Source organism: Sphingomonas sp. M1A8_2b, assembly GCF_053345535.1.
In genome coordinates, this window is sequence record NZ_JBKFAH010000003.1 from 111,498 (window position 1) to 128,329 (window position 16,832).

Consider the following 16,832-nt stretch of genomic DNA (forward strand, 5'->3'; position numbering starts at 1 on the left):
CGGGGCCCAATTGGTGTACGGCGCTAACGAACGGCATCGCTCCGTTACGACCACCTTTCCAATTGGGCCCCGGCCTTCGACGGGGTGGTGATTGGGAGGGGGCGGCTCACAAATCCGGCAGCATCTGATCCGCCACACCCCAACCTTCTAGCGCTCGCGAACTAGCGCGCTCGATCAGTTCCGCCCCATCCTTCACCCCCCACAGCGCGGCCGTTTCGATATCGCGCAGCTCGCTCCAGGATACCGGTGCCGCCACCGGCGCGCCCGCTCTCGCCCGCGCCGAATACGGCATCACCGCGGTACTCCCGCGCTGATTGCGCAGCCAGTCGATGAAGATCCGCCCCTTGCGCTTGGCCTTCGCCATCGTCGCGACGAAGCGCTCGGGCTCGGCGCCCGCCATCGCCCGCGCGAAACGATCCGCGAAGTCCTTCACCGCCGGCCATTCCGCCTCGGGGGTCAGCGGCACGACGACGTGCACGCCCTTGCCCCCCGACAGCATCGGGAAGCTGACCAGCCCCAGTTCGGCCAGCTGGTTCTTGAGATGCTCCGCCGCCATTTTCGTATCATCGAAGTCGAGCCCTTCGTCGGGATCGAGATCGAACACCAGGCGGTCGGGCTTCTCCAGCATCGCGTTCGACGATCCCCAGCCGTGGAACTCGATCGTTCCCATTTGGACGCAGGCGATCAGGCCATCCGCGTCGTCGACATAGAGATAGTCTTCGGTCGAGCCGTCCTTCTCGCGGATCGGCACCTTATGCACCGCGTCGCCGAAGCTGCCGGCGTCGTGTTTCTGGAAGAAGCACGCGCGGGAGCGGCCCTTGGGGCAGCGGACGAGGCTGATCGGGCGGTTGGCGGCGAACGGCAGCATGATTTCCGAAACCGCGACGTAATAATCGGCGAGCTCGCCCTTGGTGACGTCCGACTTGTCGAAGATCACGCGGTCGCGGCTGCTGACCTTGATGCTGGTCTCTGGTGCGGCGTCCGGCAGCGGGGCTGGGGTTTCGGCGACGACGTCCTTCGCCGCCTTGTCCTCGCGCAGGCCGATGAAGCTCGAATGGCGCAGCACGCCGTCGGGGGTGACCTCGGCGAAGGCGACCTCCGCGACCAGTTTCGGCGTGACCCATTTCGCGGCGCGAACGGCCGCTTTCGGCGCCTCGACCGTGGGCGTCTTGCGGTCGAGCGCGTCGAGTTTCTCGCGGATGTCGTCCATCAGCGCTTGGTCGAACCCGGTGCCGACTTTCCCGGCATACCTGAAGCCTTTGCCCTTGCGGACGCCGAGCAACAGCGACTTGAACCCGCGCTTCTTGTCGGACGGCAGCCAACCGACGATCACGAATTCCTGGCGGTGCGTGCATTTGACCTTGAGCCACGCCTTGGTCCGCTTGCCCGCATAGGGCGCGTCGGCGCGTTTCGAGACGATGCCTTCGAGGCCTTCGCGGCACATCGTTTCGAATAGTTGCTCGCCCGCGCCGATCACGTGGTCGGAGTAGCGGAGGCGGTCCTCGTCCTCGGGGATAAGGGATTGGAGGCGCGCCTTGCGGTCGAGGTTGGAGAGGTCGGTCAGGTCTTCGCCGTCGAGAGCGAGCAGGTCGAATGCGAATAGCGTCATGTCGCCGCCGGCGGAGATGGCGTCCTTCAAGGTCGAAAAGTCGGGATGGCCGTCCTTAAACGCGACGATCTCGCCGTCGATCAGCGCGGATTTTACCGGGAGTTTCGCGGCGGCGTCGGCAATCGCGGCGAACTTGTCGGTCCAGTCGAGGCCGGTGCGGGTGAATACTTTCGCCTTGCCGTTGGCGATGGAGACGAGCGCGCGGTAGCCGTCGTATTTGACTTCGTGCAGCCAGACGGAGCCGGTCGGAACGGCGTCGACGAGGGTGCAGAGTTGGAGGTCCCGAAATTCCTCCCCGGCACGGGGAGGGGGACCGCCGCGATCTTTCGCGGGGGTGGAGGGGGGCTTGCCGCTGGCGAGACCCTTACGGCTGGCGGTACTCTTGCGGGCCGCCCCCTCCACCAGCTTCGCTGGTCCCCCTCCCCGTGCCGGGGAGGATTTGCCCTCTTCGATCTCGATCATCGTTCGGCCGGTCGAGACGCTGGTCAGCGCTTCCTCGACCAGTGTGTCGGTGCCGCCGGCCGCGGCGTCGTCGATCTTCCGCAGCAGCCAATTCTCGCGCTTCTCCTTCGCGCGCGGCTTCAGGCGGATCAGCAGCCATTCGCCCTTCATCCGTTCGCCATCGAGGACGAAGTGAAGGTGGCCCTTGTCGAGATCTTTCGCCGACTTGCCCTTGATCGGCGACCATGTGCCGCGGTCCCACAGCATCACCGTGCCGCCGCCATATTCGCCGGCGGGGATCGCGCCTTCGAACGTGGCATAGCTCAACGGGTGATCCTCGGTGCGGACGGCGAGGCGTTTTTCGTTGGGGTCGAGGCTGGGGCCGCGGGTGACCGCCCAGCTTTTCAGGACGCCGTCGATTTCGAGGCGGAAGTCCCAGTGGAGGCGGGTGGCGTCGTGCTTCTGGACCATGAAGCAATTGCCGTTGCCAGGGGCCAGCGTGCCCGCGGGTTCTGCGGTCTTCGCGAAGTTCCGCTTGGAATTGTAGAGGGCAAGGGGATCTGGGGGCGTGGTCATCAAGAGCGGCCCGTCTTCGTCATCCCGGCGAAAGCCGGGACCTCGCGCGGCAGGGGCGCGGTCTGCAATGGGGAGATCCCAGTTTTCGCTGGGATGACGGGGAAGCGGGTGGCGACCTCAACAAGTTTGTTCTCCCGCGAAGCCGGGAGCCCAGTCTGGACCCCCGCCTGCGCGGGGGAATAAGGGAGGGGGTTACGCACGCTTCTTGGCTAGCGCTTTGGCCGCCGTTTTTGCCGGCGCGCGCTTGGTGGGGGCCTTCTTCGTCGGCGTCTTCTCCGCCGCAGCACTCCCCCCGCTCTTCTCCATCGACTTCTTCAACGCCGCCATCAGGTCGACCACGTTGGATCCGGTTTTTCCGCCCGTCTCCTTGTCCTCGATAATCTTCTTCCCGTTCGCCTTGCGCTTGCGCTCGATCAGGTCCTTCAGCGCATCGACATACCGATCGTGGAACTCCTGCGGGTGGAAGTCGCCGCTGCGCTTCCCGATCAGCGCCTCGGCCAGCTCCAGCAGTTCCTCCGACGGCTTGTCGTCCGGAATATCGCGGAAATAGCCCTGCGCCTTGTGCACCTCGTCGGCGTAGCGGAGCGTCTCCAGCACCATGCCGCGACCGCACGGTTTCAGGCTCACGACATATTCGCGCCCGCGCATCGCGAGTTGGCCTAGGCCCACTTTCTTCGTGCGCTTCAATGCCTCGCGCAGAACGATGAACGCCTCCTCAGCCAGATCATCGGCAGGCACCACAAAATACGGTTTCTCGTAATAGAGCACGTCGATCTCGCTAGCGTCGACGAACTGGGTTAGCTCCAGCGTCTTCTTCGACTCGAGCTTCACCGCGTCGATCTCGTCCTGCTCCAGCAGCACGTATTCGCCCTTCGAGACCTCGTATCCCTTCATGATCTCGTCGGCATCGACCGGGCCGACGCCGGTGACCACCTTGTCGTAATGGATCGGCTGGCCCGAGGGTTCGTGGATCTGCTTGAACGACACCGCCGCGCCGGACTTGGTCGCGGAATAGATCTCGACCGGGATCGAGACCAAGGCGAGCCGGATCTGCCCCTGCCAATACGCGCGCGCTGCCACCTTGCGTGTTCCTTCGTTGCGGAAACGATTCGATTACCTGGGTCAATCATCGGCACGGTAGAGTCGTTCCCAAGTTTCGTTCTGCGCCAAATCCCGCTAAGGCGCGCGCATGTCAGACGATCCTTTCACGCTGTTCGATAGCTGGTACGCCGAAGCTAGGGAGTCCGAGCCGAACGACCCCAACGCAGTCGCGCTCGCGACCGCCGACGCCGAGGGGCGGCCTTCGGTGCGCATGGTGTTGTTGAAGGGACACGGCCCCGATGGTTTCGTGATCTACACCAACCGAGAGAGCCGAAAGGCGGGCGAGCTGGCCGCCAATCCGCAGGGCGCGCTGCTGTTTCACTGGAAGTCGCTGCGCCGGCAGATCCGGATCGAGGGTCCGGTATCATGGGCGACGGACGAAGAGTCCGACGCTTATTTCGCCTCGCGCGGCCGTGATTCGCAGCTGGGCGCCTGGGCGTCGGAGCAGTCCCGGCCGCTTGACAGTCGCGACACCTTCGAGCAGCGCTTTGCCGAAATGACCGCGAAGTTCGAGTGCCAGGACGTGCCTCGGCCGCCGCATTGGGGTGGCTACCGCGTGACCCCGACGCGGATCGAATTCTGGCAGGACCGTGCGCATCGGTTGCACGAACGCCGGCTGTTTACGCGTCAGGACGGCGCCTGGAGCGAAGGATTGTTGTTCCCATGACCCAGGACGAACGGCGCCGGATCATACCCCTCGCAACCCGCGCGGCGCTCGCCAGCGTCGCGATGGCGTGTTTCCTGCTGTTGCTGAAGGGCTTTGCCGCCTGGTCGACGGGCTCGGTGGCGATGCTCGGTTCGCTCGCCGATACCGCGCTCGACCTGCTCGCGTCCCTGGTCACGCTGTACGGCGTGCGGCTCGCGGCGACTCCGGCGGATCACGACCACCGCTTCGGGCACGGCAAGGCGGAGGCACTCGCTGCCCTGTTCCAGGTCATGCTGATCACCGCGTCGGCGGTCGGCATCGCGTGGCGCGCGATCCTCGCGTTCGGCGATCCGCAGCCGACGACGGGCGCCGATTTCGGCATCGGCGTGTCGGTCATTGCGATCGTGGCCACGGTGTTCCTGCTATCCTATCAACGCCGGATCATCCGCCAGACCGGCTCGGTCGCGATCCTGGCGGACAACGTCCATTACCAGTCCGACGTGCTGCTCAACGGCTCGGTGATCGTCGCGCTCGTGCTCGATCAATATGTCGGGTGGAGCGGCGCGGATCCGATCTTCGGCATCGTCATCGCGCTGTGGCTCGCCTGGGGCGCGTTCCAGGCATCGTCGAACGCGATCGACCAGTTGATGGATAAGGAATGGCCCGAAGATCTGCGCACGCAGTTTCTCGACGTGGCGGCGCGGCAGCCCGGTATCCGCGGCATCCACGATTTCCGTACGCGTCGGTCCGGCAGCCACGATTTCGCGCAGTTCCACATGGAGGTCGCGCGCGATCTGACCGTGGAACACGCGCACGACATCGTCGAGGCGGTCGAGCGCAATTTGCGTACCGCGTTCCCCAAGGTCGAGGTGCTGATCCATCTCGATCCGGAGGGGCATGTCGACACCGACAATCCGCTGGTCGAGGCGGACGTGACGCCGCATTGGTTCGGCAAGCGCGTCTGACCTGTCCGGGTTCTGCACGCGCGTCTGAGGAGCTCCAAACATGAGAATACCGTTCGCGCAGATCGATGCGTTTTCCGACACGCCGTTCGGCGGCAACCAGGCGGCGGTGATGCCGCTGTCGGCGTGGCTCGACGACGCCGTGCTGCTGGACATCGCGCAGGAGAACAACCTGAGCGAGACGGCGTTCATCGTCGCGTCGGACGACGAGGGCGTTGATTTCGACCTGCGCTGGTTCACGCCGGGCGCGGAGGTTGCGCTGTGTGGCCACGCGACGCTGGCGAGCGGGCATTTCGTGCTGTCGTCGGATACCGCGCTCGACCGGGTGCGGTTCCGGACTCGGCAGGCGGGGATGCTTGAGGTCGCGCGCGCGGGCAGCGGGTACACGCTGGAACTCCCGGCTTGGGGACCGAGCCCGAAGGCGATCCCGGATATCGTCGCCGCGTTGAATGTCGCCGAGCCCGTCGAAACCCTCTGGCACGACAAGGGCTATGCGCTCGTGATCGTCGATGACGAGGCCGTCGTGCGCAATCTCAAGCCGGATTTCGCCGCGCTGTCGGCATTCCCGATCGTCGCGATCGTCGCCGCGCGGGGCGAGGCTGCCGACATCGTCAGTCGCGTCTTCACGCCCTATTACGCGATCAACGAGGATCCTGTGACGGGTGCGGCGCACGCGGTGATGGTGCCGTATTGGGCGCCCACTTTGGGGAATAGCTTCACCGCCTATCAGGCGAGCGCGCGTGGCGGGAAACTGACGTGCCGCCTCGACGGCGACCGGGTGGTGTTGGGCGGATCGTGCGTGACGACGATCGAAGGCACGTTCCTGCTGCCTTGAGCGTGGCGGCGTTCGCACGCGCAGCCAACACCGCCCGTCATCCTGGCGAAAGCCAGGATCCAGAGCCACGAACGTCGCCGGTTGTTACCCTGGATCCTGACTTTCGTCAGGATGACGTGGGCTGAGGAGACCCTAGCGTTTGCGCCCTTTGGTCATCGGATCGGGCTTCTTCGGTTTCACCCACCCGGGAGGCGGTGTCATCCGTTGCTGGCTCGTCCCAAGCCCCATCGCGCCGGGCTGTTGCCGCGTCAGGCCCGCGGTGTCCGCGATCTCGCCACCGCCGCGCAATACGCTGATCTGATCGCGCAGCCGGCCTGCGGTCTCGAAATCCATTGCCGCGGCGGCGGCTTCCATCTGGCGGCGTAGATCTTCGATATCCATCCGGCCTGAACGCGTCAGGCGGCTACGAGTGCCGCCTCGGTATCCGAGATCCAGCCGCCGCCAAGCACGCGCTCGCCTGCATACAACACAGCAGCCTGCCCCGGCGCGACGCCGTATTCCGGCGCATCGAACACCACCCGGTCGCCGACCAGACGGGCAGGGACGGGCTTGGCCATCGACCGGACCTTGGCCGTCACCGGCCCGGTGAAGTCGCCGCCGAGCCAGTTGATGTCGGTCATCCGCGCCGCCTCGACCGCGAGCGCACGCCGCGGACCGACCACGACCCGCTTCGTCTCCGGCTCGACCCGGACGACATAGAGCGGCTCGGGACTGCCGCCGATCTCCAACCCCCGCCGCTGCCCGACGGTGAAGTGGATCAGCCCGCGGTGCTCACCCAGCTTCGTGCCGCCGAGATCGACGATATCCCCCGCGGTCTCCGCCGCCTCGGGCCGTAGCTTCTTTACCAGCCCCGCATAATCGCCATCCGGCACGAAGCAGATGTCCTGGCTGTCCGGCTTGGCCGCGACGCCGAGCCCGAGTTCGGCTGCGATCTCTCGCACGCGCGCCTTGGGTAGCCCGCCCAAAGGAAAACGCAGATAGTCGAGCTGCGTCTGCGTGGTCGCGAACAGGAAATAGCTCTGGTCGCGCGCCGGATCGGCACCGCGGTGGAGTTCGGCGCCATGTACGCCCTCGACTCGCCGGACATAATGCCCGGTCGCCAGGCAATCCGCGCCGAGATCGCGGGCGAGCTTCAGCAGGTCGGTGAACTTCGGCCCCATGTTGCACTGGACGCACGGGATCGGCGTGCGGCCGGCGAGATATTCGTCGGCGAACTTGTCGACCACCTGCTCGCGAAAGCTCGTCTCGTGATCGAACACGTAATGCGCGATGCCGAGCCGGTCGCAGACCGCGCGCGCATCGCGGATATCGCGGCCGGCGCAGCACGCGCCGGCGCGGCCGATCGCCTCGCCGTGGTCGTACAGCTGCAGCGTCACGCCGATCGTCTCGGCGCCGGTGGCATACGCGAGCGCGGCGACGACCGAGCTGTCGACACCCCCCGACATCGCCACGACGATACGCTTTCCGGCCATTTCTGGCCCGAGCTGAAAATCGGTCTGATCCATCGTCTGCACATAGGCGCGACGGGGGAGGGTTGCAAAAAGATGCGGCGATTAACGGTCGACGGGACGGATCACGCGAAAAACGCGACCAGCGATTGGAAATAAGCGACAGGTTCACGAAGTCTTTCACGACGTTTTACGGTCCATTCACCCCCTTGCGCTACACCGGGCTTCCCAGACGTTGTCGTGAGTATCCCGTTGGACCTGAGTTTTCCCCGTTTCGATCGCGACGCCGAGCTTACCGTTCTTCCCGGTGATCTCGCTGTCCTGATCGTCGGCATCGCCGCCCGACAAGCGGCGAGTCCGACTGCGGCGGTGCAGGCGGGATTCGTCCGCACGACGGTGGATTCGACACTATTCGCGCCGCTCCACGGTGCCTTCAACGGTCCGATGGCAACGGCCTTAATCCGGTGGAAGGATGAATGAAGATGCCGTTTACCGTGGCGTTTCAGCCGATCTTCAAATCCTGCGGCTATCTGTCGTGCCTATCTATCGTGAAGGGGCCCCCCGCCCTGATCAGAGGTTTCAAATGATCGAGAACCAGAAAATCCGTCCCGGCAAGGTCATCGGTCCGCTCGGCGAGCAACTGACCCTGGATACGCTCCCGCCGCCCAGCACCACGCGGTGGGTGGTCCGTCGCAAGGCCGAGGTCGTCGCCGCGGTGAATGGCGGGCTGCTCAGCGTCGACGATGTCTGCGCGCGCTACAATCTGACCGTCGAGGAGTTCGCCAGCTGGCAGCGCGCGATCGACCGATCGGGCATGCCGGGCCTGCGCGTGACGCGTATCCAGCACTATAAATCGCTGTACGAGCGCCAGCAGAAGTATTGAGCGTCAAAACTCAAAACGCGGGCGGAACAAATATCCTCGTTCGCACGTCTTTCCGCCATCGCCCGGCAACGGGATAAACGGAGGGAAAATATCATGGGTCTCATTCTTTGGCTGATCATCGGCGGCGTCATCGGTTGGATCGCCAGCATGATCATGCGCACCGACGCACAGCAGGGCATCCTGTTGAACATCGTCGTCGGTATCGTAGGCGCGTTCATCGGCGGCCTGATCCTGTCGGGTGGTTCGATCAACAGCGCACCGCTGACGCTGACCTCGTTCCTCGTCTCGCTGGTGGGTGCGATCATCCTGCTCGCGATCGTGAACCTCGTGCGTCGCGGCAGCGTCCGCTAAGTTCGCTCTCGTCACGCGAAACGAAGGGCCGTCCGGGCAACCGGGCGGCCCTTTTTTCGTAAGTGGCCCTTTTTCGTCAGTTCAGCAGGAAGCGTACCGACAGCGTGACGGTGACGTCCTTTTCGCCCGGCGCGATCTGCGTGCTGTCCTTGGCCATCGACGCACGCATCATCATCATCGGTGGCGGCGAGCCACCGGTATCCTGCCCCGATTCCGCGATCGACACGATCCGCGATACGCGCAAGCCCGCCGCCCTCGCATAAATATCCGCGCGCCGCTTGGCCTGCGCGATCGCGTCGGTCCGCGCCTCGTCGAGCGCCGTATCGGGCTTGTCGATCGACAAATTGGGTCCGTCGATCTGGTTCGCGCCCTCGGCGACCAGCGCGTCGAGGATCGTTCCCGACTTGGCGACGTCGCGGAAGCGGATCGAAACGGTGTTGGTCGCCTGGTACCCCGTGATCACCGGCGGCTGATTGTCCGCGTAGCGATATTGCGGCGAAAGCTGCACCGACGAGGTGGCGATGTCACGCGGCGCCACGCCCGCCCGCTTCAACGCGGCGAGCACTTTGGCCATCCGCTGCGCATTGTCCGACAGCGCGGTGGCGGCTGTCGTCGACTGCGAGACGACGCCGGCCCTGATCGTCGCCAGATCGGGCACGCGAGTCGTCCGCCCCTCCGCGGTCACGTCCAGCACGGTACCGGCGGCGGGGACCATCGGCTCGACGGTTGTCGGCGCGGTCTGGGCAACGGCGGCGCCGGGCAGCGCGATGGCGGCGAGCGCCGTAAGAAACGATGCGGTCTTCATTGATATCTCTCCCGTGTAGCACTGTGTCCGCGTGTCGCCCGGATCAGGTCAACGCAAGCTGAACGTCATTGCGGATAGATCGGATTCGAAGCATGTCTTGGCTTCGTGCGCGTCGGGGGGCTTGAGCACGGTGACTTATTCAGATAACACAGCGTGCGAATGATAGTGCGGGTCGAGCAAGACCGGTCGAAATTGGGATTGTGACGCGCATGAATTACGAGACGAAGATGGCCGGTCACCTCGGCGCCAGTGAGAGCGAAGAGCCGCTGGCCCTGCCGGATTATACCGCGCCGTCACATCGCCGTCGTAACATCTTCATCGCGGTTATCCTGGTCTTGGCGATCGTCGCCGCCGTCGTCGTGTTCAAATCGGGCAAAAAAGATCCCGCCGCTGCGCCCGCAATCGAGCAGGTACCGACCGTCTCGGTCGTGGTGCCCGGGCGCAAGATCGTCGATCGCACGATCTCCGCCACGGGTACGATCGCCGCGCGTCGCGAGATGCCGGTCGGCGTCGCCGGCGAGGGTGGGATGATCACGCGCGTACTGGTCGAGCCGGGCCAGTGGGTCTCGGCGGGGCAGGTGCTCGCGACGGTTGATCGCTCGGTCCAGACCGAAACCGCGGCCTCGCTAGCGGCCTCGGTTAGCGTCGCGCGCTCCGACGAGACGATCGCGCAAGCCGAACTCGATCGCGCGCAGCAATTGGTCGATCGCGGGTTCATCTCGAAGGCGGATCTCCAGCGGAAGGCCGCGACCCGCGATGCCGCCGCCGCCCGCGTGAAAGTCGCGCAGGCGACGCTCGGCGAGGCCCGCGCGCGGAACGGCCGTCTCGATATTCGGGCGCCCGCCGCTGGGTTGGTCCTGACGCGAGGCGTTGAGTCGGGCCAGGTCGTCGGCGCAGGTACGGGCGTACTGTTCCGCATGGCCGCGAATGGTCAGATGGAGATGCGCGCGCAGTTGAGCGAATCCGATCTCGCTGGCCTTCGTCCGGGTGCGCGCGCGACGGTCGTCCCGGTCGGCACGACGCAGGGCTTCCCGGGCCAGGTTTGGCAGGTGTCGCCGGTGATCGACCCGCAGACCCGCCAAGGCATTGCGCGGATCGCGGTCAAGTACGACCCCGCCCTGCGGCCGGGTGGTTTTGCCGCGGCGACGATCGTCGGCGGTTCGACCCAGGCGCCGTTGCTTCCCGACTCGGCATTGCAGAGCGACGAGAAGGGCAGCTTCGTGTACATCATCGGGCCGGACGACAAGGCGGTGCGGCGCGCGGTAAAGATCGGTCAGGTCTACGACGAGGGCGTGACCATTCTCAGTGGGCTCGACGGCTCCGAACGTGTCGTGTTGTCCGCGGGCGGGTTCCTCGCCCCCGGACAAAAGGTGAAGCCGGTCACGAAGAAGGCGAGCTGAGCGCATGAACTTCCGCAACATCTCGGCCTGGGCGATCCGCAATCCGGTGCCGCCGATCGTGCTGTTCCTCGCGCTGACATTGGCGGGCGTGGTCAGCTTCATGCGGATGGACGTCAACAACGATCCAGACATCGACTTCCCGATCGCGATCGTCGTCATCAACCAGCCGGGTGCGGCACCCACCGAACTCGAAACCCAGGTCACGCAGCGCGTCGAGGCCGCGGTGCGATCGATCCAGGGGATCGACGAGATCACCTCGACCGTCACCGAAGGCCAGTCGCAGACCGTCGTCCAGCTCAGCATCGGCACGCCGATCGATCGCGCCGTCACCGACGTCCGTGATGCGATCGCGCAGATCCGCAGCGACCTGCCCGAGGGCATTCTCGAACCGCAGGTGTTCCGCGCGAACACCACCGACAACGATCTCGCGAGTTACTCGGTGATCGCCAAGGACATGACCGTCGAACAGCTCAGCTGGTACATCGACAATAATGTCGCCAAGGAATTGTTGTCGGTACCGGGCATGGCCGCGGTCAACCGCAACGGCGGCGTCAGCCGCGAAATCCGCGTCATCCTCGATCCGCTTAAACTGCAAAGTCAGGGCCTTACCGCGAGCCAGGTCAACGCGCAGCTCCGCCAGGTCAATCTGAACGCGGCGGGTGGCCGGGCCGAGATCGCCGGCTCCGAGCAATCGGTCCGCGTGCTTGGCAATGCCAAGGATGCGGTCGCGCTCGGCCAGACGCAGATCAACGTCGGCAACGGCCGCACCGTGCGGCTGGCCGATATCGCGCAGGTCCGCGATCTCTACGCCGAACAACGCAGCCGCGCGGCGATCGACGGTCGCCAGACGATCAGCTTCGATTTCCAGCGCTCCAAGGGCGCGTCCGACGTCACCGTCTTCAACGAGGCGGTGAAAAAGCTCGAGGCGATGGAGAAGCGCAATCCGAACGTCCATTTCGTGCTGCGTTCGAACAGCGTCAAATACACCGAAGAACAGTATGAGAGCGCGATCCACGCGATGATCGAGGGTGCGGTGCTCGCGGTGATCGTGGTGTTCCTGTTCCTGCGCGACTGGCGCGCGACGGTGATCTCGTCACTCGCGATCCCGCTGTCGGCGATCCCAGCCTTCTGGTTCATGGACCTGCTCGGCTTCAACCTGAACCAGATGACGTTGCTCGCGCTCAGCCTCGTCGCGGGCGTGCTGGTCGACGACGCGATCGTCGAGATCGAGAACATCGTCCGGCACATGCGGATGGGCAAGTCCGCCTATCAGGCGTCGATCGACGCCGCCGACGAGATCGGTCTCGCGGTGCTGGCGACGACGATGGCGATCGTCGCGGTGTTCCTGCCCGTCGGTCTGATGCCGGGCATCTCGGGGCAGTTCTTCAAGAATTTCGGCCTTACCGTCGTCGCGTCGGTACTGATGAGCCTTGCGGTCGCACGGCTCGTAACACCGATGCTCGCCGCCTATTTCCTGAAATCCGCCGGCCCCGCCACGCACGGCGAGGGCGTGCTGATGGACGGCTATATGGCGACGCTCAAATGGACGCTGGAGACGGGCAAGGCGAAAGCATCGGCCGCGCGTGGTGGTTTTCGCCGCATCACCAGTCGCTTTTTCGATCACCGTTTCTGGGTGCTCGGGCTCGGCGCGTTCGCGTTCCTGCTGACGATCGTCATGTTCGGGGTGCTGCCCATGACGTTCCAGCCGGCGCAGGACAGCGACACGTCGATGGCCGTGATCGACATGGTGCCGGGCACCACGCTTGCGCAGACCGAAGCCGTCGTCACGAAGGTCGCCGCGCTGATCGGATCGCAGCCCGACGTGCAGTCCGTCTATGCGCGCAGCGGCGCCAACGGGTCGGTCAATGCCGGCCGCGTCACTGCGACGCTGAAGGACGACCGGAAAATGAAGAGCACGGAGTTCGAGCGCAGCCTCGCTCCCCAGCTCGCGGCGATCCCCGATGCGCGCGTATCGTTCCGCTCGCAGAACGGCTGGGGCGGCAGCACGCGCGACATGAGCGTGACGCTCGGCGGCGACGATCCCAAGCTGCTCGATGAGACCGCACAGAAGATCGTGACGGAAATGTCGCGCCTCCCGACACTGGTCGCGCCGCGCGTGGCCGGTAATTTGCAGCGGCCGGAAATCGTCATCAAGCCGCGCTTCGATCTCGCGGCCAACCTAGGCGTGACCACCCAGGCGCTGTCGTCCGCAATCCGGATCGCGACCTTGGGCGACATCGACCAGAACTCGGCGCGATTCTCGCTGTCGGATCGCCAGATTCCGATCCGCGTCGCGCTCGATCAGGGCGCACGCAGCGAACTCTCGACGATCCAGAACCTGCCCGTGTCGACCGCATCGGGCGGTTCCGTGCCGCTCAATCTAGTGGCCGAGATCACGCTGGGCTCGGGTCCGACCAAGATCGACCGTGTCAATCAGCAGCGTCAGCTGACGATCGGCGCCGATCTCGCACCGGGCATCGTCTCCGGCGTCGCACAGAAGCAGATCGACGCGCTGCCGACGATGATGAACCTGCCGACCGGCGTGAACAGGCTCGTGCTCGGCCAGTCGAAGTTCCAGGCGGAGATGGTCAACAACTTCATTCTCGCGGTGATCGCGGGCACGTTCCTGGTCTTTGCGGTGCTCGTGCTGCTGTACCGTCGCGCGCTGCCGCCGTTCGTCAACATGGGCTCGCTGTTGCTGGCCCCGCTCGGTGGGTTGCTGGCGTTGTGGGCGACCGGCAACCCGGTCTCGATGCCGGTTTTCATCGGCATCCTCATGCTACTCGGTATTGTTGCGAAGAACTCGATCCTGCTGATCGATTTCGCGCTTGAAGAGATGAATAAGGGCGTCGACGTGTGGACCGCGGTGGTCGATGCCGGGCACAAGCGGGCCCAGCCGATCGTGATGACCACGGTCGCAATGGTCGCGGGCATGATCCCGACCGCTTTGTCGATCGGCGGCGACGGATCTTGGCGCGCGCCGATGGGCATCGTCGTGATCGGTGGACTCATCCTTTCCACGATCCTGACTCTGCTGATCGTCCCCGCGGCATTCAGCGTGGCGGTCGGTATCGAGCGGTATATCGGGCCGCGGCTCGGTCGAAGCCTCCTCACCTATCGTCCCGGTGACGACGGCAGCGACGTGATCGGACTGGCGGGCCCGCACCCATCGGGGCCGCCCTTGTCCGGACCGCATTCGCCGGGACCGCGTCTCGGGCCGGCGACACCCAAGCTCGGCGACGGCACGCAGCCGGCCGAGTGATGCGCGTTTCGCGTTCGTGGTGAGCGAGGTCGAGCCAGCCGGTTTCGGCGTGGCATTGAGACCTTGCCCAGCGCGAACGCGATTTGAACGGCTGGAAACGGGACGAACGGGCGGCATCGGAACAGGATTGGTGACGCCCGGCGTGAACTATCCCCGCGTTGGGGGATTGTTTCGGGTATGACGCTTTTCACCCGTACGCGCCCGATCGGCGAAGCCCCGCCGGCCGCTCTCGTCCGCATGCGGATCGTCGCCGGCGGCCTGCTGGTCCTGATGGCCGCGACGTTCTTCGTCAGCCGTGCACTGATCCCGGTGCACCCGGCGTTCGCGTTCGTCCGGGCGTTTGCCGAGGCGGCGATGGTCGGCGGCCTCGCCGACTGGTTCGCGGTCACTGCGCTGTTCCGCCATCCGCTCGGCCTGCCGATCCCGCATACCGCGATCGTCCCGCGCAACAAGGACCGGATCGGCGACACGCTCGCTCAGTTCCTCCGCGCGAACTTCCTGATCCCGGTCGTCATCGCGCGACGTACCCGCCGGCTCGATGTGGCCGGCGCGATCGCCCGTTGGCTGACCGATCCGCCCGAAGGGGCAGGCGGGCGGTTCCGGCAGGGCGCGTCGAAGCTGGTCGCGCAGGTGCTCGAGGGTCTCGATCCGGCGCGGCTCGGGGGGATGGTCAAGGCGGGCATCCGCGCGCGGCTTCGCGAGACCGAGGTGTCGCCGATCCTCGGTCAATTGCTCAAGGCCGCGATCGCCGAACGCCGCCACGCTCCGCTGCTCGAAAGCGCGATCCGCTGGGCCGCCAAGACGCTCGCGGCCAACGATCACCTCGTCCGCGCGATGGTTCACGACAAGGCCGGCTCGATCCTGCGCTGGACCGGACTCGACACGACCGTCGCGGACAAGCTGATCGGCGGCTTCGACAAGCTGCTCGCCGAGATGGCCGAGGACTCCGAACATCCGCTGCGGCTGAAGGCGGAGGAGGGGCTCGATCGACTCGCCTGGGATCTGCAATATGACCGCCGGATGCGCGAGCGGGTCGAGACGATGAAGAACGATCTGCTCGACAATCCGGCAATGCAACGCTGGCTCGACGGCCTTTGGGAGCAGGCGCGCGGTGCTTTGCTCGCCATAGCGCGCGATCCCGAGCGGGCGATGGCCGGCAAGCTCGGCGACGTCCTGCGCCAGCTCGGCGAGACGCTACAACACGACCCCCGCATGTCGCGGACGATCAACCGCTTCGTGAGACGTGCCGCCGTGGGCGCGGCAGCGGATTATGGCGACGGGATCGTCAAGCTGGTGTCGGAGACGGTGCGCAGCTGGGACTCAGATACAATCACGCGGCGGCTGGAGAACGCGGTCGGGCGGGATCTGCAGTATATCCGCGTCAACGGCACGATCGTTGGCGGACTGGTCGGTTTGGTGATCCACACGGTCGATGTGATGTTGTGAGGTGGGGCGGCTCTGAGTACCGGGCTTCGAACATACGCGTCCGCGACGCTTCTCCCCTGTGTGGAATGGAGGGGAAGATGCCGGCGGGCACCCTTGAGCATGGCGGTGGAGAGAGGATCCGTTTTGTCCTCCCGCGAAAGCGAGAGTCGAGGAGCCAGAAGCGGCAGCGTTTGTGATTCTGTTCTCACGCTTTCGCGGGAGAACAAGAGGTGAGGGGGGCGCCTGTTTTGCCTGTGCCGCGACATCCGAGGTGTAATTTTGGCCCGAACCCAGTGCCCATTTCCCAACCCGGCCTTCGTCAGAGTGGCAGTAAGGAAAGCGCTCTCCCCGACCTACCGCTCCCAGTCCGGCATCGGCCAGCCCTTCGCCTTCGCCAGCAACCGCAGCGGGCCATGTGCATTGACCGCGAAGGGTTCGTCCGCCCAGTCGAAGGTCGGTGCGTCGGACACGTGGTCCGAGTAGAACCGGACGTGAGCTTCATCACGCGCGATCCCCTCGCGCCCCATCCAGGCTTCGATCATCCGCAGCTTGGCCGGCCCGTAGCAATTCTCGCCGTCGATCCCCGCGAGCAGATTGCCGTTCGGATCGCGCAAGCTCTCCGTCCCGATAACGGCATCGAAGCCGAGCCGGTCGGCGATCGCCTCGACATAGAAGCGGTACGAGGCGGTCGCCATCACCAGCCGGTAGCCCGCCGCACGGTCTTCCTCGATCCGCGCGCGGGCGCTCGCGAACACACCGTCGCGCATAACTCGGTCGGCGAATGCCTCCGCGCTGCGCTGTTCCTCGGCGGGCGACATGCGTTTGCCGAGCATCATCCGCTGCATCAGATACTTCAGCCGCCCCCGGCTGATCAGCCGCCCGACATAACCGAGCGCCGCCACGCCGGCGAACGGTATGAGCGCCAGTCGCCACGGCGCGCCGCTTTTGCGCACGGTGTGGAGCAGGAACGGCGTCCAGGTCGGCAGGTGTGTGATCGTCTTGTCCATATCGTAAATGGCAAGTCGTGTGGCAGCTTGGGCGGGAAACGTTTCGGTCATCGTCGCGACTTACGCCGCATTCGCCTTGCC

General features: G+C 65.4%; 15 protein-coding genes. 9 read left to right on the forward strand and 6 right to left on the reverse strand.

Annotated features, from left to right (window positions below; genetic code table 11):
- Positions 1–106 precede the first annotated feature (106 nt).
- Both ligD and ku read right to left on the reverse strand, forming a co-directional pair.
- The gene (gene ligD / locus ACLBWL_RS13000) at positions 107–2,626 is read right to left on the reverse strand and encodes a DNA ligase D (protein WP_447793682.1); all 2,520 of its coding nucleotides are present in this window, start codon (positions 2,624–2,626) and stop codon (positions 107–109) included.
- A gap of 192 nt (positions 2,627–2,818) precedes the next feature.
- Positions 2,819–3,706, reverse strand: coding sequence for a non-homologous end joining protein Ku (gene ku / locus ACLBWL_RS13005; protein WP_447793684.1), 888 nt, complete (start codon positions 3,704–3,706; stop codon positions 2,819–2,821).
- Between the two features lie 109 nt (positions 3,707–3,815).
- On the opposite strand from ku, the gene pdxH reads away from it, so the two are divergent.
- The 3 genes from pdxH to ACLBWL_RS13020 are packed head-to-tail and all read left to right on the forward strand — an operon-like array spanning position 3,816 to position 6,170.
- Entirely contained in the window at positions 3,816–4,394 is a 579-nt protein-coding gene (gene pdxH, locus ACLBWL_RS13010; RefSeq protein WP_447793686.1) for a pyridoxamine 5'-phosphate oxidase, read from the forward strand.
- Positions 4,391–5,338 carry a cation diffusion facilitator family transporter gene (locus tag ACLBWL_RS13015; RefSeq protein ID WP_447793688.1) on the forward strand — a complete coding sequence of 316 codons (948 nt, stop codon included), beginning with the start codon at positions 4,391–4,393 and terminating at the stop codon, positions 5,336–5,338. Before pdxH ends, ACLBWL_RS13015 begins: the two co-directional genes overlap by 4 nt.
- 40 nt (positions 5,339–5,378) lie before the next feature.
- The gene (locus ACLBWL_RS13020; RefSeq protein WP_447793690.1) at positions 5,379–6,170 is read left to right on the forward strand and encodes a PhzF family phenazine biosynthesis protein; all 792 of its coding nucleotides are present in this window, start codon (positions 5,379–5,381) and stop codon (positions 6,168–6,170) included.
- A 132-nt stretch (positions 6,171–6,302) separates the two neighbouring features.
- On the opposite strand, the gene ACLBWL_RS13025 is transcribed toward ACLBWL_RS13020, so the two are convergent.
- Positions 6,303–6,551, reverse strand: a complete 249-nt coding sequence (locus ACLBWL_RS13025) for a UvrB/UvrC motif-containing protein (RefSeq protein WP_447793692.1) — start codon at positions 6,549–6,551, stop codon at positions 6,303–6,305.
- 14 nt (positions 6,552–6,565) lie between these two features.
- Positions 6,566–7,675, reverse strand: coding sequence for a tRNA 2-thiouridine(34) synthase MnmA (gene mnmA / locus ACLBWL_RS13030; protein ID WP_447793694.1), 1,110 nt, complete (start codon positions 7,673–7,675; stop codon positions 6,566–6,568).
- A 195-nt stretch (positions 7,676–7,870) separates the two neighbouring features.
- Between mnmA and ACLBWL_RS13035 the strand changes: the two genes are divergently transcribed.
- The 3 genes from ACLBWL_RS13035 (at position 7,871) to ACLBWL_RS13045 (ending at position 8,852) form a co-directional block, all read left to right on the forward strand.
- Complete coding sequence (locus ACLBWL_RS13035; protein WP_447793696.1) at positions 7,871–8,098, forward strand: hypothetical protein; 228 nt, start codon at positions 7,871–7,873, stop codon at positions 8,096–8,098.
- A gap of 103 nt (positions 8,099–8,201) precedes the next feature.
- On the forward strand, positions 8,202–8,501 hold the full coding sequence (sciP, locus tag ACLBWL_RS13040) for a CtrA inhibitor SciP (RefSeq protein WP_131587528.1): 300 nt from the start codon (positions 8,202–8,204) through the stop codon (positions 8,499–8,501).
- Between the two features lie 93 nt (positions 8,502–8,594).
- Positions 8,595–8,852 carry a GlsB/YeaQ/YmgE family stress response membrane protein gene (locus ACLBWL_RS13045; protein WP_447793699.1) on the forward strand — a complete coding sequence of 86 codons (258 nt, stop codon included), beginning with the start codon at positions 8,595–8,597 and terminating at the stop codon, positions 8,850–8,852.
- Between the two features lie 76 nt (positions 8,853–8,928).
- Here ACLBWL_RS13045 and ACLBWL_RS13050 read toward each other — a convergent pair whose 3' ends face one another.
- On the reverse strand, positions 8,929–9,657 hold the full coding sequence (locus ACLBWL_RS13050; protein ID WP_447793701.1) for an SIMPL domain-containing protein: 729 nt from the start codon (positions 9,655–9,657) through the stop codon (positions 8,929–8,931).
- Positions 9,658–9,866: 209 nt separating this feature from the next.
- On the opposite strand from ACLBWL_RS13050, the gene ACLBWL_RS13055 reads away from it, so the two are divergent.
- The 3 genes from ACLBWL_RS13055 to ACLBWL_RS13065 all read left to right on the forward strand — a co-directional run bounded on the left by ACLBWL_RS13055 (position 9,867) and on the right by ACLBWL_RS13065 (position 15,765).
- Positions 9,867–11,057: an efflux RND transporter periplasmic adaptor subunit gene (locus tag ACLBWL_RS13055; RefSeq protein ID WP_447793703.1), complete on the forward strand. Its 1,191-nt coding sequence runs from the start codon at positions 9,867–9,869 to the stop codon at positions 11,055–11,057.
- Positions 11,058–11,061: 4 nt separating this feature from the next.
- Complete coding sequence (locus ACLBWL_RS13060) at positions 11,062–14,319, forward strand: efflux RND transporter permease subunit (RefSeq protein WP_447793705.1); 3,258 nt, start codon at positions 11,062–11,064, stop codon at positions 14,317–14,319.
- A gap of 177 nt (positions 14,320–14,496) precedes the next feature.
- Entirely contained in the window at positions 14,497–15,765 is a 1,269-nt protein-coding gene (locus ACLBWL_RS13065) for a DUF445 domain-containing protein (RefSeq protein ID WP_447793707.1), read from the forward strand.
- A 332-nt stretch (positions 15,766–16,097) separates the two neighbouring features.
- On the opposite strand, the gene ACLBWL_RS13070 is transcribed toward ACLBWL_RS13065, so the two are convergent.
- Complete coding sequence (locus tag ACLBWL_RS13070; protein ID WP_447793709.1) at positions 16,098–16,802, reverse strand: HAD family hydrolase; 705 nt, start codon at positions 16,800–16,802, stop codon at positions 16,098–16,100.
- Positions 16,803–16,832: the final 30 nt, after the last annotated feature.

Coding starts and splice junctions, on each gene's coding strand:
- ACLBWL_RS13050 (WP_447793701.1), bottom strand. CDS start 9,657: ATGAAGACCGCATCGTTTCTTACGGCGCTCGCCGCCATCGCGCTGCCC.
- ACLBWL_RS13045 (WP_447793699.1), top strand. CDS start 8,595: ATGGGTCTCATTCTTTGGCTGATCATCGGCGGCGTCATCGGTTGGATC.
- ACLBWL_RS13070 (WP_447793709.1), bottom strand. CDS start 16,802: ATGACCGAAACGTTTCCCGCCCAAGCTGCCACACGACTTGCCATTTAC.
- ACLBWL_RS13020 (WP_447793690.1), top strand. CDS start 5,379: ATGAGAATACCGTTCGCGCAGATCGATGCGTTTTCCGACACGCCGTTC.
- ACLBWL_RS13025 (WP_447793692.1), bottom strand. CDS start 6,551: ATGGATATCGAAGATCTACGCCGCCAGATGGAAGCCGCCGCCGCGGCA.
- sciP (WP_131587528.1), top strand. CDS start 8,202: ATGATCGAGAACCAGAAAATCCGTCCCGGCAAGGTCATCGGTCCGCTC.
- ACLBWL_RS13065 (WP_447793707.1), top strand. CDS start 14,497: ATGACGCTTTTCACCCGTACGCGCCCGATCGGCGAAGCCCCGCCGGCC.
- pdxH (WP_447793686.1), top strand. CDS start 3,816: ATGTCAGACGATCCTTTCACGCTGTTCGATAGCTGGTACGCCGAAGCT.
- ACLBWL_RS13060 (WP_447793705.1), top strand. CDS start 11,062: ATGAACTTCCGCAACATCTCGGCCTGGGCGATCCGCAATCCGGTGCCG.
- ligD (WP_447793682.1), bottom strand. CDS start 2,626: ATGACCACGCCCCCAGATCCCCTTGCCCTCTACAATTCCAAGCGGAAC.
- mnmA (WP_447793694.1), bottom strand. CDS start 7,675: ATGGATCAGACCGATTTTCAGCTCGGGCCAGAAATGGCCGGAAAGCGT.
- ACLBWL_RS13055 (WP_447793703.1), top strand. CDS start 9,867: ATGAATTACGAGACGAAGATGGCCGGTCACCTCGGCGCCAGTGAGAGC.
- ACLBWL_RS13015 (WP_447793688.1), top strand. CDS start 4,391: ATGACCCAGGACGAACGGCGCCGGATCATACCCCTCGCAACCCGCGCG.